Source organism: Colwellia sp. 12G3, from assembly GCF_002836775.1.
Taxonomy (GTDB): Bacteria; Pseudomonadota; Gammaproteobacteria; order Enterobacterales; family Alteromonadaceae; genus Colwellia.
Genome location: NZ_PJAQ01000001.1, coordinates 33,224 through 57,349, shown reverse-complemented (window position 1 = coordinate 57,349; position 24,126 = coordinate 33,224). Strand labels below are relative to the sequence as shown.

At 40.2% G+C, this 24,126-nt stretch carries 17 protein-coding genes; 16 read left to right on the top strand and 1 reads right to left on the bottom strand.

The window, feature by feature from the left end:
* Positions 1-113 precede the first annotated feature (113 nt).
* The 14 genes from CXF71_RS00230 to CXF71_RS00160 all read left to right on the top strand — a co-directional run bounded on the left by CXF71_RS00230 (position 114) and on the right by CXF71_RS00160 (position 15,246).
* A complete protein-coding gene (locus tag CXF71_RS00230; protein WP_101230990.1) occupies positions 114-827 on the top strand; it encodes a Crp/Fnr family transcriptional regulator in 714 nt (237 codons plus the stop codon).
* 155 nt (positions 828-982) lie between these two features.
* Positions 983-2,602, top strand: a complete 1,620-nt coding sequence (locus CXF71_RS00225; protein WP_101230989.1) for an AMP-binding protein — start codon at positions 983-985, stop codon at positions 2,600-2,602.
* A 128-nt stretch (positions 2,603-2,730) separates the two neighbouring features.
* Positions 2,731-4,134 (top strand): aldehyde dehydrogenase family protein, encoded by a 1,404-nt coding sequence (locus CXF71_RS00220; RefSeq protein WP_101230988.1) that lies wholly within the window; start codon positions 2,731-2,733, stop codon positions 4,132-4,134.
* A gap of 55 nt (positions 4,135-4,189) precedes the next feature.
* Positions 4,190-5,011 carry an acetoacetate decarboxylase family protein gene (locus CXF71_RS00215; RefSeq protein WP_198559790.1) on the top strand — a complete coding sequence of 274 codons (822 nt, stop codon included), beginning with the start codon at positions 4,190-4,192 and terminating at the stop codon, positions 5,009-5,011.
* A complete protein-coding gene (locus tag CXF71_RS00210; protein ID WP_101230987.1) occupies positions 5,008-6,180 on the top strand; it encodes a 3-hydroxyacyl-CoA dehydrogenase NAD-binding domain-containing protein in 1,173 nt (390 codons plus the stop codon). The genes CXF71_RS00215 and CXF71_RS00210 overlap by 4 nt, the downstream gene beginning before the upstream one ends.
* Before the next feature lie 51 nt (positions 6,181-6,231).
* Positions 6,232-7,035 (top strand): acetoacetate decarboxylase family protein, encoded by an 804-nt coding sequence (locus CXF71_RS00205; protein WP_101230986.1) that lies wholly within the window; start codon positions 6,232-6,234, stop codon positions 7,033-7,035.
* A gap of 43 nt (positions 7,036-7,078) precedes the next feature.
* Positions 7,079-8,059: a 3-hydroxyacyl-CoA dehydrogenase family protein gene (locus tag CXF71_RS00200; RefSeq protein WP_101230985.1), complete on the top strand. Its 981-nt coding sequence runs from the start codon at positions 7,079-7,081 to the stop codon at positions 8,057-8,059.
* A 244-nt stretch (positions 8,060-8,303) separates the two neighbouring features.
* Positions 8,304-9,110: a response regulator gene (locus tag CXF71_RS00195; protein ID WP_101230984.1), complete on the top strand. Its 807-nt coding sequence runs from the start codon at positions 8,304-8,306 to the stop codon at positions 9,108-9,110.
* 21 nt (positions 9,111-9,131) lie between these two features.
* Positions 9,132-10,235 carry a hybrid sensor histidine kinase/response regulator gene (locus CXF71_RS00190; RefSeq protein WP_157826668.1) on the top strand — a complete coding sequence of 368 codons (1,104 nt, stop codon included), beginning with the start codon at positions 9,132-9,134 and terminating at the stop codon, positions 10,233-10,235.
* A gap of 443 nt (positions 10,236-10,678) precedes the next feature.
* Complete coding sequence (locus CXF71_RS00185) at positions 10,679-11,482, top strand: Npun_F0296 family exosortase-dependent surface protein (protein ID WP_101230982.1); 804 nt, start codon at positions 10,679-10,681, stop codon at positions 11,480-11,482.
* A gap of 434 nt (positions 11,483-11,916) precedes the next feature.
* The gene (locus tag CXF71_RS00175; RefSeq protein ID WP_232771316.1) at positions 11,917-12,813 is read left to right on the top strand and encodes an MBL fold metallo-hydrolase; all 897 of its coding nucleotides are present in this window, start codon (positions 11,917-11,919) and stop codon (positions 12,811-12,813) included.
* 221 nt (positions 12,814-13,034) lie between these two features.
* Positions 13,035-13,712 (top strand): hypothetical protein, encoded by a 678-nt coding sequence (locus tag CXF71_RS00170; protein ID WP_101230979.1) that lies wholly within the window; start codon positions 13,035-13,037, stop codon positions 13,710-13,712.
* Positions 13,713-13,964: 252 nt separating this feature from the next.
* Complete coding sequence (gene glsA / locus CXF71_RS00165) at positions 13,965-14,897, top strand: glutaminase A (RefSeq protein WP_101230978.1); 933 nt, start codon at positions 13,965-13,967, stop codon at positions 14,895-14,897.
* Positions 14,898-14,988: 91 nt separating this feature from the next.
* Complete coding sequence (locus CXF71_RS00160; RefSeq protein WP_198559789.1) at positions 14,989-15,246, top strand: hypothetical protein; 258 nt, start codon at positions 14,989-14,991, stop codon at positions 15,244-15,246.
* A gap of 139 nt (positions 15,247-15,385) precedes the next feature.
* Here the strand turns inward: CXF71_RS00160 and CXF71_RS00155 are convergent, their stop codons facing one another.
* Positions 15,386-16,840, bottom strand: a complete 1,455-nt coding sequence (locus CXF71_RS00155) for an FAD-dependent oxidoreductase (RefSeq protein WP_101230977.1) — start codon at positions 16,838-16,840, stop codon at positions 15,386-15,388.
* Between the two features lie 404 nt (positions 16,841-17,244).
* On the opposite strand from CXF71_RS00155, the gene CXF71_RS00150 reads away from it, so the two are divergent.
* Complete coding sequence (locus CXF71_RS00150; RefSeq protein WP_101230976.1) at positions 17,245-18,918, top strand: DUF342 domain-containing protein; 1,674 nt, start codon at positions 17,245-17,247, stop codon at positions 18,916-18,918.
* A 600-nt stretch (positions 18,919-19,518) separates the two neighbouring features.
* A complete protein-coding gene (gene gltB / locus CXF71_RS00145; protein WP_101230975.1) occupies positions 19,519-24,126 on the top strand; it encodes a glutamate synthase large subunit in 4,608 nt (1,535 codons plus the stop codon).

The following is a 24,126-nucleotide window of genomic DNA, read 5'->3' as shown; positions in this document are numbered from 1 at the left end:
ATCCTTGTCATTCATTATAATTGGTATTCATTATGATAAGTGATATTGTCAGTTTTAATAAAAACCAATAACCTCATTATTCATAGTCTTAAAATAGCTATGACGGAAAGAATATGAAAGTAAAATTCGATATTGAAACTATTCAAAAAGCTATCGATAGTTCGCCTTGGTTTAAGGATATGCCTGAACAAGGCCGTAACCAGCTTGCGCGCGCCGCTAAAATTAAACAATACGCTAAAAAAAGTTATGTCTTTCAAAATGGTGATTCAGACACTGATATTTACTGTGTGATGTCAGGACGTCTTCGTCTGGGCACAACGAGTAGTACCGGACAAGAGTTTACATTTACTGACTATAACCAAGGTTCTTGGTTTGGTGAAGCAACGCTGAGTATTGAAGAGCCTAGATTATTTGATGTACTGGTACTTGAAACGTCTATTGTTTTAGTTATTCCTCGTAAAGATGTACTCAGTGTTGGTGAAGAATTTCCTACTATGTATCGACATATATTTATTGATCATACCGTAAAAGCACGAGGTTTATATCGCTTACTTGAAGGTATACTTTTTTATCCTTTGAGTGCCCGTCTTGCTGGTCGATTATTAGAACAAGCACAACTGCATGGTGTTCAAACGGAGCAGGGGGTTCGCTTAGATATTTCTTTAAGCCAAAGTGATTTTGCCAATTTAGTGATGGGGTCTCGCCCTAGGGTAAACAAGATCTTTGGACAATGGCGAGACAAAGATATAGTTGTTATGGAACAGGGTAAATATTTAATAAAAAACCTTGCTGCGTTAGAAGATGAACTAGCGCTTATTGATGAATAACTTTATTTATAAATAAAGGTTATAAACAAATTTTTAAAGAGGAAAAAAGTAAAAACAATATTGTTTATTTGATGATTTCTGTTACCTAAGTAACAACTGATACGTTTATTAAGTTGCTACTGTAGAATTATATTCTGGCAATGTAATTAGACAATATGACTGTAACTCCCCTTGTTCAATCATTTGATTATTCGCAACAACAACTTAAGTTGTTAAATCCTAAAAACTATCAAAGTATCATCGAACTTTTCAATGATTCTTGTCGCCTGTATCGAAATAAGCCAGCTTTTAGTTGTTTAGAGCACACATTATCTTTTGACGATGTTGACATCATGAGCCGAAACTTTGCCGCCTATTTGCTCAACGAGACAAACTTGCAGCAGGGTGACCGCATTGCTATTCAACTACCCAATTTGGCTCAATACCCCGTTGCTGCATGGGGAGCATTACGAGCAGGTTTAATTCTAGTTAATACCAACCCGTTATATACCCAAAGAGAATTAATACACCAATTTAATGATGCAGAGGTTAAAGCGCTGGTTGTGCTAGCGGATATCTTACCTAACGTTGAGGCTATTGTTGAGCAAACATCGATTGAACACGTAATAGTGACCAACCCAATTGACTTTATTCAAGCACAACCATTAGCAACAACTACTCTACCTAGTGTTATTACTTTCCTTGATGCAATCGCCATTGGTAGTGCTTGTGTATTGCCTAAATTAACGCATGAAATGAACGATATCGCTGTTTTACAGTACACCGGAGGAACCACCGGTCTCTCCAAAGGCGTTATTCTTACCCAAGGTAATTTGTATGCCAGTAATAGAATGGCATCGATGTTGTTGGACGATGAGTTATCTGATGTTGATGATATCGTTATTGCGCCAATGCCGCTTTATCATGTTTATGGTTTTACCTTTAATATCATTCGTACTTTTGTTAATGGTGGGCTTTCAGTGCTCATTCCAGAGCCACGAAACATTGAAAGCCTGATTGCCACAATGAAACGTTATCCCTTTAACGGTTTAGCTGGCGTTAATACTTTATTTGTTGCACTACTTAATCATCCCGACTTTGCTTCAATCGATTTCACTCATCTTAACAGTGTCATTTCTGGTGGAGCTGCACTTGTTGAAGAAATAGCAGAGGAGTGGTTTGCCAGAACTGAAAGTACTATATATGAAGCATACGGGTTGTCTGAGTCGAGCGCAGCGCTTTCATGTAATACCCCTGTAAATCGTCAATTGGGCACTGTTGGGCAACCCATGCCGCACTTGGAAATTAAAACCATTGATACTGACGGTAATAAACTGCCTTTTGGGGACGCAGGAGAACTCTTAGTTCGTGGGCCTCATATTATGAGAGGTTATTGGCAGGCACCTGAGGCGACAGAAGAAGTATTAGATGCACAAGGTTGGTTTAAAACCGGTGACATCGCGATAATTCAAGCAGACGGTTACCTTAAAATAGTTGACCGACTAAAAGACATGGTGCTCGTTTCTGGCTTTAATGTTTATCCCAACGAGGTAGAAGCAGTTGTTTATGGGCATCCTGACGTATTGGAGTGTGCTGCAATTGGTATTGCTGATCAGCGTACCGGTGAAGCCGTTAAATTATTCGTTGTTGCAACTTGTCCAGAATTAGATGAAGCCAAATTAAAAGCCTTTTGCCGTGAAAGATTGGCTGGCTATAAAGTCCCTAAACATTATGAATTCAGAGACGTTTTACCTAAGTCAAATGTAGGTAAGGTTTTACGTAGAGCGTTACGATGAATTAAGAACAGCCATTGGCTAACTAGCTTTTTAAGCTAAAAAATTTCGGTTGGCTTTCAGCTTTAAAGTTGATGTATTTTCAATCACTTAAGTTTTACTACAATAATAAATTTAATAGGGTAAATAAAATGACGAATTATCGGTTACTCATAAACGGTGAACTTATCGCTGGTGATAAAACTATGGCGGTGATAAATCCAGCAGACGAAACGTTAGTGGCTAATAGCCCGCATGCTTCTCTCAATCAATTAAATCAAGCGGTCGCTGCAGCTAAGGCGGCATTGCCCAGTTGGAGCGCAACACCGATGGCCGCACGGCAAGCTTTGCTTGCCAAAGTTGCTGACGTAGTAGAAGCCAGTGCCCAAGAGTTAGGTGAATTGTTAGTACAAGAGCAGGGCAAGCCGATTGCAGATGCGGTGATGGAAGTTTATGGTTTTTCGGCTTTTTGTCGCTATTTTTGTGGGTTAACGTTACCGGTTAAAATATTAGAAGACAATACGCAGCGCCGTGTTGAAGTTCATGCAAAACCTTTAGGTGTCATTGCTGCCATGGTGCCGTGGAATTTCCCATTGATGTTAATGGCCTTTAAATTATCGCCGGCCTTGATAGCCGGTAATACCATGGTGTTGAAACCCGCATCTACCACTCCGTTAAGCACTTTGCGCATCGGTGAGTTAATTAAAGACATTTTACCCGCCGGTACACTCAATATAATTACCGACAATAACGAATTGGGCGAACCGCTGACGGCTCATCCAGATGTCAATAAAGTTTCGTTCACCGGCTCTACGGCGACCGGTGCAAAAGTGATGGCTGGGGCCGCCAATTCGATTAAACGTATTACGCTAGAGCTTGGTGGTAATGATGCGGCTGTGGTCATGGCGGATACTAAACTTGATGATGCGCTGCCGAAAATATTTGGATTGGCCTTTCATAACGCCGGCCAAATTTGCATCGCGGTTAAACGCCTGTATGTGCACGACAGTATTTACGACGATGTTTGTGAGCGGTTGGCCGTCATGGCCGATGGCATTGTGCTAGGCAATGGCATGGCAGAAACTACCACCATGGGCCCGTTACAAAACGCGCTGCAATATAACAAGGTGAAAGCGCTGATTGCACAATCCCAATCTGATGGTACCCAAATTACGGCTAAGCAAACTCTGCCAAGTACAGGCTATTTTATTCGCCCAACTCTATTTAAAGATATTAGCGAAGGGGCACGCTTGGTCGATGAAGAGCAATTTGGTCCAGTATTACCGATTATTCGCTATGTCGATGAAGAGGCGTTATTGGCAAGTATAAACTCTAGCATTTTTGGCTTGGGTGCTTCGGTATGGGGCGAGAATAGTGAAGCGGTATATCACTTGGCCAATAGTATAGAAGCCGGAACTGTGTGGATTAATAAACACGGCGAGCTAGATCCTGCAATTCCTTTTGGTGGTGCCAAACAATCGGGTTTAGGCAGTGAGTTAGGTGAGTCAGGTTTGAGTGAGTTTACCCAAACTAAAATCATCAATATTGCTAAATAAGCATTGCCAAATACACAGAGCTAAATAAAAATAACGAAACAAAAGAGAGCCTGAGATGTTTACGCCTAGCCCAAATAAGTTATACACCATGCCCGCACATTTTGGTGAAATTGATAATAATCAGCAAGATACCGCCCCCACGGGCTGGTATCACGATGTCACGGTTATTGCGGTGTCATATATTACCGACCGCGAAGCGATTGCACGTTATTTACCTTCGGGATTTGAGCCAACATCGGTTCCGGTGATCACCGTTTATTATTGTTGTAATAAGCAGGTCGATTGGCTCGCGGGTCATGGTTATAACATGATCGGTGTAAATGCTTCAGTGATCTTTAAAGGCAAGGATGAAACCTTAGAGGGCTCATACAGTTTAGCTATCTGGGAAAATTTAACCGACCCCATTCTGCGCGGCCGCGAGGTGCAGGGGATACCAAAGGTGTTTGCTGATATTCCAGATCATTCTGAGCGATTAGGAACACTGGCTACTAACGCCAGCCATTTTGGTCATAAGATTGTCGATCTTTCCATTAAAAACTTAACCGCGTTAAGCGCTCAAGAAATTACAGCAATGATGCAAAGCCAGTTAGGAAAAGATCATCCGATGGCATGTCGATACTTGCCAAATATTGGCATGAGTGGGGCGGCACTGAACGAGGTTACCACCTTTCCAAGTGAAAGTTTTCATCGTGAAGTGTTTGTCGGCGAAGGCGAGGTCGATTGGCACAGTCTTACTTGGCAGCAAAACCCGACTCAGTTTCACATTGTTAATGCCATTGCTGCGCTGCCGATTATTTCGTATTTACCCTCGGTGGTGACAAAAGGCAGTGTGAATTTAACCTTAACGGAACGACCAACTCGAGTACTTAAGGTATGACTGCTCATGAAATACAAACAGTTTGCTTTGTTGGCAGTGGCACTATGGGCTGTTACAACTCACTTATCGCTGCGTTGGCTGGTTATCAGGTGGTTTTGTACGATGTGTCAGCGCAAAATTTAGCGGCTACCGATTTGAAATACTCACAACTTGCAGAGCCGATGTTAGCGGCGGGTACCATAAGCAAACATGATTTCACGATGGCTATGCAACGAGTAAAATTAAGTGGTGATGCGACAACGGCATTAGGCTCGGCAGACTTAGTCAGTGAATCGGTGTTTGAACAGCGAGAGTTAAAACGCAAAGTACTTAAAGAAATAGAAGATCATTGCCAAGCCCATTGCATCATAACCACCAATACCTCGGCATTATTAGTCTCTGAATTGGATTCAGCACTTAAAGATGGGTGTCGATTCGCGGCGCTTCATTCTTATCTCGGCATCGCCTTAATGGATATTGTTGGTGGCCCACGGTGCGAGCCCAAAACATTGCAGACCTTAAAGCGTTATGTGAAAAGTTTGCATTGCCAGCCGTTGCTGTTAAAAAAAGAATATCCTGGCTACTTACTCAATGCGTTATTGGGCTCTTTTTTTACCAGCGCTATTTTATTGGCGGCAAACGGTGAAGACACAATTGAAGAAATTGATCGCGCTTGGTTAGCCTATAGTGGTGGTGCTATAGGGCCTTTTGGTTTGATGGATTATATCGGTATAAACGTAATCTATGACAGTTGGGCCGACGAAAAAACAGAGGTCCACGAGCAAGTTATTTCTAAACGAGTCACCGCCTATCTAAAACCTTTTATGGAGCGAGGTGAACTGGGTATTAGTACAGGAAAAGGTTTTTATAGCTACCCAAAGGCCTGTTGGCAGGCGCCAGAGTTCATGAAAAACAAGGATATTCCTAAACGACTTTATCAGACGTTAAGCACCGCCATCATGCAACGGGCCATTTTGGTCTATGACGCGGGCGTCGCCGAACGAGAGATGATTGATCAAACCTGGGTGAACGGCGTTTCATTGGCAAAAGGACCGTTTGCCATGTTTAACGAATGGGGCGTTAGAGAATTTGATGTCTTATCAAAGGCAACACAAGCTGATATTTCCTTATTTTCAGAAGAGCAAATGAACGCTATTCAAGGGTGTATCGCCCTAGGAGAATACTTGTAATGTCAGCACTCCTCGAAAATATTGATCATAATAAAATGACGGGTGATTATCATGTTTTTTGATAAAAATGAAGAATACCTTATGCCCGGCTTTTTCGGGCCTCTTCCGCGCAAGGTTATAGGAAGAAAATATAATGATGTCACCACCATTACTGTCTCTTATCTCACCGACCGAGAGCAGCTTGCTAAATACCTGCCCCCGTCTTTTGAGGTTGGTGAAGTGCCAGTTATCACGGTTTCCTATGCCTGCAACAAAGGGGTTGAATGGCTAGCCGGCCGGTCTTATAACCTGATCGGCGTTAGTGCTTCGGTGAAATTCAAGGGAAAAGAGGACCAATTGCAAGGGGCTTTAACTTTGGCGATGTGGGAAAACCTTACCGATCCCATTCTAACCGGTCGTGAAATTAAGGGTATTCCCAAAATCTTTGCGGACATTCCCGATCACCAGATAAGCAATGGCCAATGGCAAGCCAATGCCAGCCATTTTGGTAACCAGATTGTGAAGATAAGCGCCGATAATCTTACTCCCCTCAGTGAAAAAGAGATTGCTGAAGCGAAAAAGTCCATGCAAGGAAAAGACAACTGGATGGGTTACAAATATATTCCGAATCCAAATGGTATTGGCTGTGCAGTGAGTTACCCCACGCTTTTCCCCTCTGAGAATATCGCCACACAGGTATGGCTTGGGCAGGGAGAGGTTCACTGGGAGCATCTTACCTGGGAGCAAAATCCGACACAGTTTCACATTATTAATGCCTTGGCGGATTTGCCGAATTTGGGGGTTGTTTACACGGCCGTCACCAAAGGTACCACAGAGCTGGAACCTGCAGGCAAACTTATTCGAGCGTTAAAATAGCCTTTCTTATAGCGCTGATAGCATCAACAATAAAAAGAGACTAATGCAAATGAATCAACCGGATAACCAAGCTGCAATTAAAAATAAAACCATTAAGCAAGTGACCGTTTTAGGGCAGGGAGTGATGGGTGTCGACATTGCCCTTACTTTTGCTATCGCAGGGTATGACGTTACGGCAGTGGATCTTTTTGAGACGCAACTGGAAAAGGCGGAAAAAAGAGCCGAAGCCAATTGTATGCAGATGGTCGCAGGCGGTCTACTCGATAAAGAGCAGGCTCAAAGTGCGCTGCAACGTATCAATCGATCAATGGATTGGGATGCCGCCATTGTTAAGGCTGATTTCATCATGGAGGTCATTCCTGAAGATCTGGCGAAAAAGAAAGCGCTGTTTACTCGCTGCGACAAGTTGTGTGCCTCCGATGTGATTATCGCCTCTAATACCTCTTCCATGAGTATTACTCGCATTAGCGAACAGATGAAATATCCAGAAAGGGCAATCACTGCGCACTGGACTATTCCTGGGCATTTAAGTCCTCTGGTGGAACTTGTCTCTGGTGTGCAGACCGCTAAAGTGACAGAAGCAAAAGCCATGACTTTGTTTCAGCAGATGGGTAAACACCCAGTGATCTGCAAAGACACCCCAGGTTTCATCCATAATATTCTCCAAGGAGCACTGATCGGAGCAGCTATGGGGCTGATGGATGCAGAAATTGCCACCGCCGAGGAGATTGATAATGTCGTCAAAAATGGCTTCGGGCTGAGGTTGCCCAGCGTAGGGCCCATTCAATTTATGGACATGGTCGGGCTGGATTCAATCGTCAATGTCGGCGAGTATCTTGCCGAGGCGCTTGATGAGCCAGGTTATAGATCGCACAAACGTATCCGCGACAAAGTCCAAAGAGGAGATCTGGGGGTTAAAACAGGTAAAGGATTTTTTGAATACCAAAATGCCGATTCAGATGAGTTCTGGGAAAAGATTAACGATGGCATCATCAGAACGCTGAAAGCAAATAAGCGGAATTAAAGATTACTGTCAAAGACTTTGATCAAATTTGGATATGAGCACTATCCAAGCATTCATCGAAAACAGCCATTCGTCATAACTAAGCGTGCATAAGTTTTAAGGATTGTGTCCGAAGTCTAGAAGGGATCTTTCTGTGTGCCAAAATCTATTTATAGAGGTTATTAGCAATCGATAGTGGTGGATTGAAACAATAATAACCCAATTCACTTGGTATTAATGCTCATTGTGTATGGATTGAACAAGAATGGATATACTGATTATTGAACCCAGCAGCACCTTCCAGAGTATTATTGATCAAGAACTAAGGGTACATGGTATTGCATATAAATTAGTCAGTACCGCAACGCAAGCAAAAGAGATTATTTCACATCAACGATTTGATCTGATTTGTATGTCGTTACATCTCCCCGATATGTGTGGACTCGATTTTTGTAAACTACTACGTCAATCGGATACAACCAGTTTAACGCCAATATTGTTGCTCACTGCCGAAGAAGATAACACCATGCAGATCCGGGCATTTAAACTCGGTGTTACTGATATTTTCCACAAACAAGATATAAATGGCTTGTTGCAATATATTACCTATTTAAGCAAGCAATCCAATTTATATAACAAAGTCGACGGTCATATTCTCTATGTGGAAGATATACAGTCACAAGCTGAGGCTGTCATCTCAATTTTGCGAGATGAAGGGCTAACTGTGAATCACCATTTAACCGCCGAAACAGCATATAAAGACTTTTGTGAATCCGACTATGATTTATTGATCACCGATGTTGTCTTGCAAGGTAATATGAGTGGTCTTGGACTAGTCAGGATGGTGCGTTCTGCTGAAATAGCTAAAAGCATGATTCCTGTATTAGCAGTGTCAGGGGTAGAGCATCCATCAAGAAAAATAGAGCTGCTAAGAAGTGGTGTAAATGATTATGTGTCCAAGCCCTTTGTGCCCGAAGAACTGACAACCCGAGTTAAAAATTTGGTTCTGACGAAAAAGCTTGTAGAGGAAGCTGATAGAACCAATAAAGAATTGTTTGATCGGAACATCTAACTAAAAGACACACAGGATCAATTGATCAATTCTCAAAAGTTAGAAGCCTTGGGTGTCATGGCTGGCGGCATTGCCCATGAGTTTAATAATGCTCTAGCTATCATCTCAGGTAGCGCTGAAATGTTATTGGGCGACTCACCGGACACCTCCCAAAAACAGGCAAAAAGAATATTGCATACAACCGATAGAACATCGAAGTTGGTGAAGCAAATATTAACGTTTAGTCGAATGGATGCTAGCAGCATAAAACCTATCAACCTTGCCGTTACTATCCAAGAATCAGTAGAAATGGTCCGCTCGGTTATCCCTGCTAACATTGAAATAAGACAAGATATTGCTGGTGAATGTCTCAATATCATGGGGGATACAACTCAGATACATCAGGTTGTCGTCAATCTTTGCATGAATGCTTGCCATGCCATGGAAGAAAAAGGTGGGATATTACAAATATCATTAAAAAATGATGATGAGTCATTGGTGCTTAGAGTTAGCGACACTGGAGGCGGTATAACACAAGAAAATAAGAAAAGGATCTTTGATCCTTTTTTCACTACGAAAGAAGTAGACAAGGGCACAGGGCTTGGCTTATCGGTCGTTTATCGAATTATCGAAAACCATCAAGGCAATATATTCGTTGATAGTGAGTTTGGCATAGGATCAACTTTTACTATCATATTGCCAAAGACGACAGAGGTTATTCTAGTCGAACAAGCTTGCGTAGATAATAAGGAAGGTGCAGGTCATATTCTTATTGTTGAAGATGAAGAAGATCTTGCTCAATTATACAAAGAATACCTAGAAACTGTAGGTTATAAGACAACCGTTCGAAATAATGGTGAAGCGGCATTAAGTACATTCAAGCAGCACGTAAATAGATTTGACCTCGTATTGACAGATAATTCTATGCCCAAAATGACAGGGGAAGAGCTTGCTAAAGAGTTGTTAACCATTCGTCCTGACTTACCCATTATTTTGGCGACAGGATACAGCAATGTGGCTACAGAAAAAAAAGCTCAGCATGGAGGTATTCTTCAGTATTTAGTCAAACCCGTCAAACTCGGATTACTAACCCAGGCTATAGCGAGCTGTTTAGCCAAAGATATCAATATGAATTCACGTAAATAAAGTTGAAAGCTGAGGGTAGTTCCAAGCCTTTATGTCGCTTTTTCCGTGTCCGTGAAACCATCGACAATGGAAACTTGACTGTAGTACCGATAATTATTTTTTGAGCATAAAACAGGTATGAGATTTATTTAATGGGTGAACAAGCCCGTTACTATTCAATGGCCCTGAGTATATGCTCCTCAAATATATTGCTATTTATTTTTTAATAATCATAAAAAGTCATAAAAATAAAACTGTGATGAATAATTTAATTTATTGATCAGAATTAATTGTCAGGTATTTTTACACAATATTTTATAACAACACAACTTCGATATTCAGCATATTGAAATACAAACGGTTTTCTTCTTTGGTGTATAAATTGCTTAAAATCTATACACAGCCTGTTTTGTAAGGGTGTAAATAATTTTATTTATAATGAGTACTATTAAAAGGAATACATCATGAAAAAACATAGCTTAGCTGTTGCGTTGTTGTCTTCTCTGGCTTTTATGTCTTTGCAGGCAAATGCAACTTTAATTACATTTGATGGCCAACTAGCCGCAGATGGCTCAGGTTTAACCAGCCAACTTGTCGACGCGTCTAATCAACTAGATGCATCGGGTGGTCTGTTCATTGAAACTTTCGATGCAGCAACTCAAATGACAGGTTTTCCACAAAATCAAGATACGTCTTACAATTACAATAACACAGCTACTAATACTGGTGGTTGTGGTATCAATACCCTGGGGGCACCTGGCATTACAATAGACACAACGGGTGGCGGTTTAGGTGTTATGAAAGGTAGTGTTAGCGGTGTAGCAGCGCAACCTGGTGGTACAAACCTTACAATAGGAGACTCTACTTGTTATGGCTTTACCCCTAAAACAGGTAGTAGCGGTACCGTAACCGTTGATTATGACGGTTTGGGAGTCAATCTTGATTATTTTGGATTTTATTGGGGCTCAGTTGATACGTATAACGACTTTGAGTTTTTCTCTGATGACCAAAGTATATTTCAAATTACAGGGACAGCATTGTTAGCAACACTTACAGGTTCTTCTGGAAATCAAAATAGTACTAGTTCAAATACTTATGTAAATCTATTCTTTGAAAATGGGGAGAGCTTTAATAAATTTACTGTAACCAGTAACTCGGTTGCTGGTGAGTTTGATAACATAGTGGTTCGTGCCGTACCGGAACCAACATCGTTAGCCATATTTAGTCTTGCTTTACTGGGACTCGCCTATAGGGTAAAAAAGAATTAATAGTAATATTCTACCACTCATAGAAAGCGATGGGACCATTGGCGTATGTCAATGGTCTTATTATTTATTCAGCTAAAAATTATAAACAACAAGGGTGTAAATGTGTTCTTTACATTGGAAAAATTTTAATAATAAATTTTCGCTATATTCTTATCCTACAGAAGACTGTAAAAATAACTGACAACATCAACGGATTATTTCGTTTTGCACAAACTCATTCTAAAATTAAATACTGTAAACACTCTTTTCTTTAAAAACTAAACTAGCGAATCAATTCAAATACCAGCTTAACTTAAGCAATGGTTAGTTCATCTCAAAGCCGTTTATTTAAAATCAATGCTTTGTTATAAAAATGGAACCAATCGAATAGATCATAGATAGTCATGTTGAAAATGTTTAAAAAAGTTTTATTAACTCTCGGCCTAATGAGCTCGATGACAAGCAGCATCTGGGCTGCAAACGCTAGCATTGATTTTATGGTTACACCCATTAGCGACAATGTGTATAGCATCGTTTCACCATCAATTGGCCTACCTACTCCTGAGAACAAAGGCTGGAATTCAAATAGTCACTTTGTGGTAACCAATAAAGGGGTTTTATTGTTTGATACGGGATCTTCTGAGTTAATAGGTAACGAAATTAAAAATGCCATTAAGTCAGTCACAGATAAACCCGTTCGTTGGGTGATTAATTCACACAGTCATGCGGATCATTGGCTAGGTAATGCGGCCTTTACTGATACTGGCGCTGAAATTATTGCCAGTAAGCAAGCGTTGGCAACAATGAAAAACGATGGACCTAGTGCTGTGGAGTTTTATGCTCGTGTGACTAAAGGTGCAATCGGCCCGACTCAACTTGTTTATCCGACTTTGACACTGACTCAAGAAGAAAAATGGCATGTAGGGGGAATAGATATTGAATTTATTTTTTCTAATGATGGTCATTCGCCAGGAGATATTTTGATGTGGTTACCACAACAAAAAATCATCTTTGGTGGCGATGTATTAAGCTCTGATTGGATGCCGATTATTACTGGCCATGGAAATGTTCCTAATCTCATTGAAACCCTTAACGTTATAGTAAAATTAAAACCCGCTATTGTTCTCACGGGACACGGTCGTTCAACGACCTTAAAGTCAGTAAGACGAGATGCCGATCTATTATCCAGTGTATGGAAACAAGTAACTTCGGGTTATAACAATGGCAAAAACTCTAATGAAATTCTTTCAGATGTTAGTGCTAAATTAGGTCAAAAATATAGACCTTTATATCAAGATTTCGATGCTGAAATTGAGCGACATGTTAAGTTAATGTATAAACTACAAAAGTAGTTCTTTTCAAACCTATCAGACCTTGTGCCTTTAAATGCATAAATTGAGATAAGATAAATTGCGATAAGATAAATTTCCAAGTGCTTTAATCAACAAATTAAGTTGAAAAGACTACTTAATTTGGATTATTTTGCTTTAAAAAAATCTATAATGTTACAAATCGGGTCTGAAATTTTGGTTGCTGAAAATATCTGCAACCTATCTATTGTGAGAATTTTTCTATGAAAAAAGTGTTATTTGGTCTTTTGATTTTATTAAGTCATGTAAGTTTTGCTGAAGATGAAGTAAAAAAATTACCACCATTAGACCCCGGGTATATGGGGGTACATGGTATGGTTTTAGTCACTCAGGGCTCTAGCATTTATGCATCACATTTACCGCTTTATAAAAAACCTCATAACGTTCAACTACTCTATAAATTAGATAATAAAGATTTGGCGATATTACAAACGGTCAGAGATAGTCAGCTTATTACTATTAAGCCCAAGCCATTTAATTTACAACGCTTAATGCGTGGAGAGAAAATGGTCATACAGGCTGATTTATATGCAGGGCATTTTGAGCGTGGTGGCATGTTAGTTTATGAAAATATTTCATTGTCTTTTGACAAAAAACTCTATGTTCGTACTTTTGATGACATTAAGCCTTCAAGTAAACAACAAGAATATGATGTTGTGTCATTAAGACAAAATTATAAAATTTATATCCATAGAATTCAGCAAGCACCGAGCTTTGACCATATATTAGGTATCGATTTAGAAGCCGGTTGTTTAGGACGTTTTAACACCTCATCACCAGTGCCAAAAGAAACTGAACTTCAATATAAGTTTCTAAATTGCGGCACGATAAAGCCTTTGTATTTTGAAACTGAAGATTTTCAGGCCGTCATCTCTCAGTAAATGGTTCAACGGTGTTGATGCTATCGCACTGATTAATTAGTTAGTTAGTTAGTTAGTTGATAGTTAAATTTTTCTGTTAACAGTTGATGGAATAGGGCATGCAATAAAAGAAATAAGCTAAGCAAGTATTTTTTATATGACATACTCGAAAGGTTACCCCCTCATTTGGATAAGTATACGCTAAGGACTATACCTCACATTTATATTGTGCATAATAGGCTGTTCTAAAGTCACCCAATAGCAAGATGATTAATGAATAAAAACATTGTTGATTTACATGAAAAACTGCAGGCATTATTGCTTACTCAGCGCGATAGTTCTATTCAAGGGAAAGTGGCAGACTATATTCCTGCGTTAGCTAGCGTCAAACCTGACTTAGCAGGAATATCAGTGGCAACTATTGCTGGCAATGTTGTTAGCGCGGGTGAATATCAACATCCCTTTTCAATTCAAAGTATTTCTAAAGTCTTTGGTTTAGTCATGGCAATGAATCGAATTGGTGATTCTTTATGGCAACGTGTAAGAATGGAACCGTCGGGCCAACCCTTTAACTCTATAATCCAGCTAGAATGGGAAAAAGGCATCCCACGAAATCCAGTTATAAATGCGGGGGCTTTGCTGGTATCAGATGTATTAACAAGTCATTTCTCATCAAGTAAACTCGCCTTTTTAACTTTTGTTAGAAAGCTTGCTGGCAATGAAAGTATTTTCGTAGATAATCAAGTTTATCAATCAGAACTTACTCATGGCAATGGCAATGCTGCATTAGCCTATTTAATGAAGAGTTTTGGCAATATAGAGTCTGAAATTCCAGAGGTATTAAGTCACTATTTTACCCAGTGTTCAATAGCAATGAGCTGTGAACAATTAGCAAAAAGCTTTCTTTTCTTGGCTAACAAAGGCATTGACCCTAGAACGAAAAAGACCATTTGCACTGCACGAGATGCACATAGAGTGAATGCAATATTATCCACCAGTGGTATGTATGACCAGTCTGGAGAGTTCGCTTTCTCGGTAGGCTTACCTGCAAAAAGTGGTGTTGGTGGCGGTGTTATGGCTGTTGTACCAGGTTATGGTGTTATCTGTTCTTGGAGTCCACCGCTAAACAGTTTTGGCAATTCAGTTGTTGGCATGAGCCTAGTGGCAGGTGTTGCAGAAGAGTTAGGTTTATCTATTTACCATTAGTTTTGTCTAGTGATGGCAAAGGGTAGGTTTTGTGTTTGTGCTAGCAATCAGTTAATTCTACTTTCATGCCGCCCTTATAAGGAGTAATTCAATGCAAAATTGGATTGACCGTATCGTATTTAATGAAAACAGTACGTTACAGTCCCAAGGTTACGAGAATAGCTTTGGATTTCAGCGGCATAAGCCGAAAATCATGGGTTGTAGTCACTGGCATGGTCATATTGAAATTAACTATTTATTCAATTGCTCAGCAGATTATTTAATTAACGGTAAAAAATTAGTGTACCTGAAGGAAAATGCAGAAGACTTGAAGGATGATTTAACATCAGCTTTGGCCTTAATTGTTTAATGGAGAATAAACTGAGGTGGGTCAACTACAACACAAGCAACTGTTTATACTGAGGAAATACTTGGGAAGCAGTGAGCTTAAGATATGCTACTTAGTGCAGTATATCTTAAGTACTTAATAGTGATTAATTGATCACTTGTTATGTCTCTTTTCGCTGTAGACATCTTCCTCTGGGCTCATCGCCTTCGTGGAGCACAGTGTCGGAATGCAGGAATTGCGCAGCCTCTGCTGAATCATTCACTTTGGAAGCACTACGCGTTAACATTTCTGCTTCAAAGGCTGTTAAGACACTTGCCCTTACTCCCGTTTTCCTCCATTGAGATAAGGGTCTACAGCCAATTGAAATACCCCGAGCCAGTGCCAGCGCATCTAGCAGTGCTTGATTTGCACCTTGCCCTTTGAATGGACTCATCGGGTGTGCTGCATCGCCGATCAGCGTTATTTGCGCCTTTTTCTCCAACCAATGTGATTCGAGTAGTGCTCGGTCATATACGGGATAACCAGAAACCTGAGAGACTAGAGTAGCGGCTAAAATTTGCGGAATGGGATCGTGCCACTGACATCGACGACACGCTTCTTCTTTAAGCGCCTGAGCACCTAGAGCGCTCAGCGCCTTAGCCTCTTCTTCAGGCATTGGGAAGCTCAGCTGCCACATTACAGAATCAGAATCATAAGGCATCATGTAGATACGTTCATGACCGTTGGCCGTTTGAAATACCGTCGCCGAGTCCAGTAAAGAATGCTCAAGACCGTCGAGGGCCGCCAAAGGACAAATCCCCAAAATCACAATACAACCGAGATAACGGAGCGGGGAAGTGCCTTCACCAATCATTAACTCACGTACCGAACTACGAATACCATCCGCACCAACCACCAGATCCGCCTTGGCATGTTTTATCTCATCTTCAGTTTTAAGCTGAAAACTCAGTTCAACAGGCTCACCTTCGCATTCTTTAACATCGACTAACTGGTGGCCCCATTGCACTTGATCATGTCCACCGAGTTGTTCAAGCAAAGCTTGGCGTAAAGACTGCCGTGCGATATGAATATTAGTACGCTTAGGTGACTTTTTAGCCTCTGATGGCAGCCACTTTCTTATACCCCATTCGCCAATCTCTTTACCTGTTGTGGTATGAACTACATGTCTTGTTGAAATTACGCCGTCTTCTAATGATAAAATGCCCAACCCTTCAATGGCTTTACTCGCTTGTTGCAACGTAAGGCCATAACCTTGCGAACGAGCATCGAAGCCGCTATCGCGTTCATAAAGAGTGAAAGGGATCCCGCGGTGCTTAAAAGCCACGGCCAAAGCCACGCCACCAATACCCCCACCAATAATAGCTACGTGTGGGTAGTTTTGGCTATCCGCGTCACAATGGTTAGCAGCTTGTTCGAGCCCAGTTCCACCACAGTTTAAGCAGTCATAGAGGTGTCCCTTAGGACGAATGGGAGCGGTGCCTTCGTTATTATTTTTTTCATAGAGGTCTAGTTCTCTTTGAAAACTGAGTCTAACTTTCTTGCGAAGTCGCCTGCTTTTTTTTCCGCGCCCCTGACATTCTTGACAAGTAGTCCAGCTAACCTTTTCATTTTTCAACTTTTACGACCTTTTTATTTAACCAGAAAGACAAAAAATAGTCTGACATTGTTTTACGTAGTGATCATCGGGCATAGTTATTTTGGAAAATATACTGTGTAATGGATTATCCCTACCATCAAAAAATTGTAAACAATGCTCCCAAGTAACAATCATTTAATGGGATTGATATTATATAATGATTCCTTTGTAACTTCATTTATTGAAACAAATTAGTGTTACTGATTTAAATCACCAATGAATATTGGCAGTGTTTTTTATCTTTATTAGCCGTTAGTTGGCATTCTTGAAATTATTAATAATAATATAACTACCAACTTAAATTACTATATTTATCAAAGTTGAATAACAATTTTTTAACTGTGATAAGTTTCATTAGTCTAATACCACTCGATGAATAATATATGTCTGATATAACGTTAACTGTCGAAGAAGAAAGCGCCGATTTATTAATGACTATTACTCCCGCAGAGGGACAGCCTAAAGTTAACGTTAAAAAGATGGAAAAAGCGTTTAAATCCTCTCCGTATTCAACTTTTTTACTTATTGATGGTGCGTTGGAATTATTATTTGAAGCAGTAAATAAAGCCGATGACAATGATGAGGGGAAGGATAATTCAGCTGTTTTTGCCATCATAGCCAATGCGGTAGACTCGACAGCAAAAGTTTCTTTAAGCCCAGATAACATGTCTGCCACACTCGAAATTACTGCCGGCTATGGTGGTAAGCAATTTAATAATTCGAGTGTTGTTGAGCTGCTAAAGGAGCACAATGTAACCAAGGGAATAAGCAAAGAGAACCTAGTAAACATCGTACAACAAAGTCTGCTACTTAAGGGAGGCAAAAGCATTTCTACTGAAATAGCCTTAGGGAAAAATAGCGTTAATGGTGAAAATGGTTATATAAAATATTTAGTAGGTGATCCCGTTGATCGAATATTACGCCCTAAAAGATTAGAAAATGGCAAGGTAGACATGCGTGAGTTGGGTGATTTAGTTGTTGTTAAAAAAGGACGTAAATTAGCACGATTGATTCCGCCTACTGATGGTCAAGAGGGCTTTAATGTTATTGGTGATATTGTTGAAGCAACACGCGGCGATGCAGTTTGTTTAGAAGAAACGGAAGGCTCATCTTTTTTAAATGAAAATAAGAATATTATAATTTCTACCACGGATGGTATGCCTAAACATTTAGATAATAGTGTTGCTGTGCATAAGGTCTTAGAAATAGAGAATATTGATGTCGGCACGGGAAATATCCGTTTCGATGGTTCGATTTATGTTAAAGGTAATGTATGCGAAGGCATGGAATTATTTGCAAGTGAAGATATAGTCATAGGAGGAATTGTTGAATCGGCCATGATTACCTCGGGCGGTAGTATATCTATCGCACAGGGGGTTATCGGGAAAAAAGTGTCAGAAAACGATGAGAATGAAAACAGTACCATGTTGCAAGCACAAGGCGATATTAATGCTCAGTTTGTTCAATATACCGATATTTTTGCTAAAAATGACATCAAAATCACACAATATATCTCCCATAGCCAAATTATTGTTGAAGGCGACTTATGGGTGGGTAATATTGAAAAAGACAAAGCGGACGGTAAGATTTTTGGTTCTTTAGTGCAATCGGGAGGTTCAATTAATGTGGGGACACTCGGCTCTACTAGTGGTGCTAGGACTACATTGGATTTCAGCTATTGGGCCAATACGGTAGAAGATTTACGTATTGATGCAGATGAACAAAGCACTAAAATTATTAGACGTTTACCTAAGATATATAAATTATTAGCAAAGGCGGTTAAGCAAGAAGATAATAACCCGACAAAAATAGAGCGCATTAAAAAAGCATTACAACAGCATTTACACATATTAGGTAAGCTGGATAAAGAATGGTTAGAAAAAGAAGATAAAATAAGCGACCATTTAGAGACATTAGAACTTTGTGTATACCAATCAATATTGTCAGGTGTAGATGTCACCATTTCAAGTAAAACGTGTGCTTTTAAGCGGGATTACGATGCAACTAAATTACAGTGGCTTGAAAATGACATCAGTGTGGAGCCAATAGTGACTTAGTCTATTTTGATGGTGCTTATAATTTGCAACTAGCGGTGCCTTTAAAAACCTTTAAATAATTCAATTCTCTATCTTATCGCCACTAATTAACAGACCGCAACTTTATAAGTTGCTTTTTTTTGTCCTAATTTTGGCACCATCACAAATATAGAGCTTTTACCCTATCGTAAGTCATATCTTTAATAAGTTATATTGATGAAATAACACTTTATGTGAATGGGGAATATTCCTAATAAAAATACCTAATAACCTTAATTAGCTGATACAAAAGAGGTGAGGGTGTTCTTTAGAGTAAACACTAGTAATTTCTAATAATTACTTAATCTTGTATATATTCAAATAATCAGCATATATATTCACAAAAGGTTTGACTCAGAACCCTTTTACAGGTACTTTTTCCGACCGCATTAAATAATGATTTTCATTAATGGCCGTTCGTTCTAATAAAGACTTAGTAGAAGTCTGATGTTCAATGTTCAAGAAATTCTAAATAATATTCTGAAGGATCAGTAGCGCACACTTTGAGCATTAAAAATATATGCCTTAATTAGCAAGCGAAGTTTAGCTAATAGAAATAGGTTGATGAAATAGGAATAAGCAATGAATAATATAAGCAAAAAATCCCAAGGCCTTTATCGCGCCGAATTTGAACATGACAGTTGTGGTATTGGTTTTGTTGCCAACCTCAAGGGTAAAAAATCACACGATATTATTGAAAATGCACTCACTATGCTGAGTTGTATGGAACATCGTGGTGGTACTGGCTTTGACGTCAAAAGTGGTGACGGAGCGGGTATTCTTATTCAAATCCCACATGATTTTTTAAGCCAAGAAACCGCAAAATTAAGCATTAACTTACCTGATGCTGGAAATTACGGCGTAGGTATGATTTTCTTTCCGCGCGACAAAGCACAACAAGAAGCGTGCCGAGACATTTTAAACCAAAATATTACGGAACTGGATTTAACCTTACTCGGTTATCGTAATGTCCCTGGTGATAACTCTATGTTGGGTGCCGCTTCATTTGATAGCGAGCCGAACATTGAGCAAGTGTTTATTGCCAAACCAGCAGCGTTAACTGCACAAGAGTTTGAGCGTAAGTTGTTTGTGTTACGTAAATATACCTCGCATAAAATTAATGCCAGCATTGCTAAAGAACGTGACGAGTTTTATGTCACTTCGATGTCATCGACCAAGATTGTCTATAAGGGACAGTTTACTACCAAGCAAGTTCGTCAATATTATCTTGATCTACAAGACGAACGTACTATCTCTGGTATGGCGATGTTTCATTCTCGTTTCTCAACAAATACTTTTCCAGCTTGGCGCCGTGCGCAACCATTTCGTTATATTGCTCACAACGGTGAAATCAACACAGTACGCGGTAACATCAACTGGATGAATGCCCGTGAAGCATTGTTTAGTTCAGTTAACTTTAGTGATGCTGAATTGAAAATGTTGAATCCGGTTTGTAATAACGATAACTCTGATTCTGCCAACCTTGATATGGCCATTGAACTATTAGTGCTTAGCGGACGTTCGTTAGCGCAAGTCATGATGATGATGGTGCCTGAAGCTTGGCAAACTCAAGCCGATATGGATCCAACAAAGCGTGCATTTTATGAGTATTATGCGTGTATTATGGAGCCGTGGGATGGCCCAGCTTCATTATCGTTTACTGATGGCAATGTGATCGGCGCGACACTTGATCGTAATGGTTTACGTCCTTCTCGTTATTTATTAACTGAAGATGGCACGTTAGTGATGGGATCTGAAACAGGCACTTTGTGTGTTGATCAGTCAACAGTTGTTGAAAAAGGTCGTCTGCAGCCGGGTAAAATATTCATTGCTGATTTAAAGCAAGGTCGTATCATTAGTGATGATGAAGTCAAAGCTCAAGTGAGTTCTGCGCAGCCTTATGCTCAATGGTTAGAAGAAAATAAAATTGAATTAGAGCAGTTACCGGTACCAACAGCTTCTATTGCCCAACCACCACTAGCTGAATTACGTAAAATACAAAAAGCCTTTGGTTATACTAGTGAAGACCTTAATTTGGTACTTGCTGGTATGGTTGGTACGTCAAAAGAGCCATTAGGTGCTATGGGTACAGATACGCCTTTAGCGGTACTATCGCATCGACCACAACAACTATCACATTACTTTAAACAGTTGTTTGCTCAGGTTACTAACCCACCAATTGACCCAATTCGTGAAGAGTTGGTTATGTCATTACGTGGTTATGTCGGTAAGTCACTTAACTTACTTGAAGAAACTGCGGCGCATTGTCATAAGGTTGAAATTGATCAACCTGTACTAACAAACGAGCAACTACGTAAGTTACAGCATATTGATAATGATCACTTACAATCAAAAACCATTAGCATCACCTTTAAAGCGAATGGTGAAGCTGGCTCGCTTAAAAAAGCGCTTGATCGCGTCTGTTTGTACGCAAAAAATGCTGTTGAAGACGGTTATGCCTTATTAATATTAAGTGACCGTGAAGTTGACAGCGACCATGTCGCTATTCCATCGGTTTTAGCTACAGCAGCGGTTCATCATTTTTTAATTCGTGAAAAATTACGTTCTTACGCAGACATTATTCTTGAGTCAGCAGATATTCGTGAAACACATCATTTTGCTACGGTTATTGGTTATGGCGCAGCGGCGGTAAACCCATACTTAGCGCTAGAAAGTATGTATGGTTTGCGAGATGAAGGTATACTTGATAGCAAATTATCAGATAGCCAAATTACAGCTAAATACACAGCAGCGGTAGGTAGTGGTTTACTGAAAACGTTCTCAAAGATGGGTATTTCAACATTACAGTCTTATTTAGGCGCGCAAATTTTTGAAGCCTTAGGTATTAACTCGGATGTAATTAACGAATACTTTACCGGCACTGTTAGTCGAATCGAAGGCTTGAGTTTAGATCAAATCGCTCAAGAAGCGCTATTACGCCATCGTGAAGGTTTCCCAGAAGCGAGTCGTATTGCCATTGAAAACTTATTGCCAACAGGTGGTGAGTACTCGTGGCGTCATGATGGCGAACGTCATCTATTTAGCCCAACGGTTATTCGTTTACTGCAGCATTCAACCGCAAGTAACGATACTAACCAATTTAAACAGTACACAAAAACCGTTGATGATCAGAGTAAAGAGGCCTTTACCTTACGTGGTTTACTTGAACTGAGTAGCGATCGTGCTTCAATTCCATTGAGTGACGTTGAACCGATTGAAAATATTTTCAAACGTTTTGCTTCAGGTGCCATGTCATTTGGTTCAATTTCTTGGGAAGCACATACCACGTTAGCTATTGCTATGAACCGCATTGGTGGTAAAAGTAACAGTGGTGAGGGTGGTGAAGATCCTATCCGTTATACACCGTTAGAAAATGGCGATTCAATGAATTCGCGCATTAAGCAAGTAGCATCAGGTCGTTTTGGCGTTACTAGTCATTACCTAGCGAATGCGGATGAGTTACAAATTAAGATGGCGCAGGGTGCAAAACCAGGCGAGGGTGGTCAATTACCGGGTGACAAAGTTGATGCTTGGATTGGTAAAACGCGTGGTTCAACGCCGGGCGTAGGCTTGATTTCTCCGCCACCACATCATGATATTTATTCTATTGAAGATTTATCACAGCTAATTTTTGATCTTAAAAATGCTAACCGCGATGCACGCGTTAACGTTAAGTTAGTGTCTGAAGCAGGTGTTGGTACTATCGCATCGGGCGTGGCGAAGGCTTATGCTGATGTGGTACTGATTGCAGGTCACGATGGCGGCACAGGTGCTTCACCACTAAGTTCAATCAAACATACTGGCTTACCTTGGGAACTTGGTTTGGCTGAAACCCATCAAACCTTGGTACGTAATAAACTGCGTAGCCGAATTACCGTACAAACAGATGGGCAACTTAAAACACCACGTGATTTAGCCATTGCAACGTTACTTGGCGCTGAAGAATACGGCATGGCAACAACGGCATTAGTTGTTGAAGGTTGTATCATGATGCGTAAATGTCATTTAAATACTTGTCCAGTTGGCATCGCTACGCAAGATAAAGGTTTACGCGACAAATTTACTGGCCGTGCTGATATTTTAGTTAACTTCTTTACCCTAATGGCTGAAGGGTTACGTGAAATAATGGCTGAGCTAGGTTTTAGCAGCATTGAAGAAATGGTTGGTCAAACGCAATGTCTTAAGCAACGAGAAGATGTTGACCATTGGAAATACAAGGGTGTTGATTTAAAACCATTACTTTTCAAAGAAGAATGTGGTGAGAACGAAACGCTTTATAAATCAATTGATCAGAAACACCTGATTGACGATATTATTGACCGTAAGATGATAGCTGATGCTCAAGTTGCGCTAGATAGTCAGCAAAGCGTTGAACTTGAATATGATGTTATCAACACGGATAGAACCATTGGTGCAATGATTTCAAATGAAATCTCTAAGAAGTACCAAGACAAAGGTTTACCAGAAAATACTATCAAGGTTAAGTTTAACGGCTCAGCGGGTCAAAGTTTTGGTTGTTTCTCCGCTAAAGGTCTACGTTTTGAGCTTGAAGGCGATGCAAATGATTATTTTGGTAAAGGCCTTTCTGGCGCAAACTTAGTCGTATACCCAAGTAAACAAGCTAAGTTCTCAGCCAGTGAAAATATCCTTATCGGTAATGTTGCTTTCTTTGGCGCGACCTCAGGTAGCGCGTTTATTCGTGGTATTGCCGGTGAGCGTTTCTGTGTTCGTAACTCTGGTGCTACGGCGGTTGTTGAAGGTGTTGGTGATCATGGTTGTGAATATATGACCGGTGGTAAAGTGGTAATTCTCGGCGCAACGGGTCGTAACTTTGCCGCAGGTATGTCGGGTGGTGTTGCTTATGTACTTGATGTTAATAATGACTTCGCACCTAAATGCAACATGGAAATGGTTTCATTAGAAACGATTGACAGTGATGCTGAAAGCCTTGAGTTAAAAGCGTTAATTACTCAACATTTTGATGATACAGGCTCAGATGTTGCGAGTGAATTATTAAGTGATTGGCACAACAGTGTTAAGCGTTTCGTGAAAGTAATGCCGGTTGATTTCAAACGCATGCAAGGTTACATGAATGACGTACGTGAAAGCGGTAAATTCGAGTCAGAATATGACATTGCCGTACAAGCATTCGATATCCATTTAAACAAACTAGCAAGCGCAAAAGCTTAA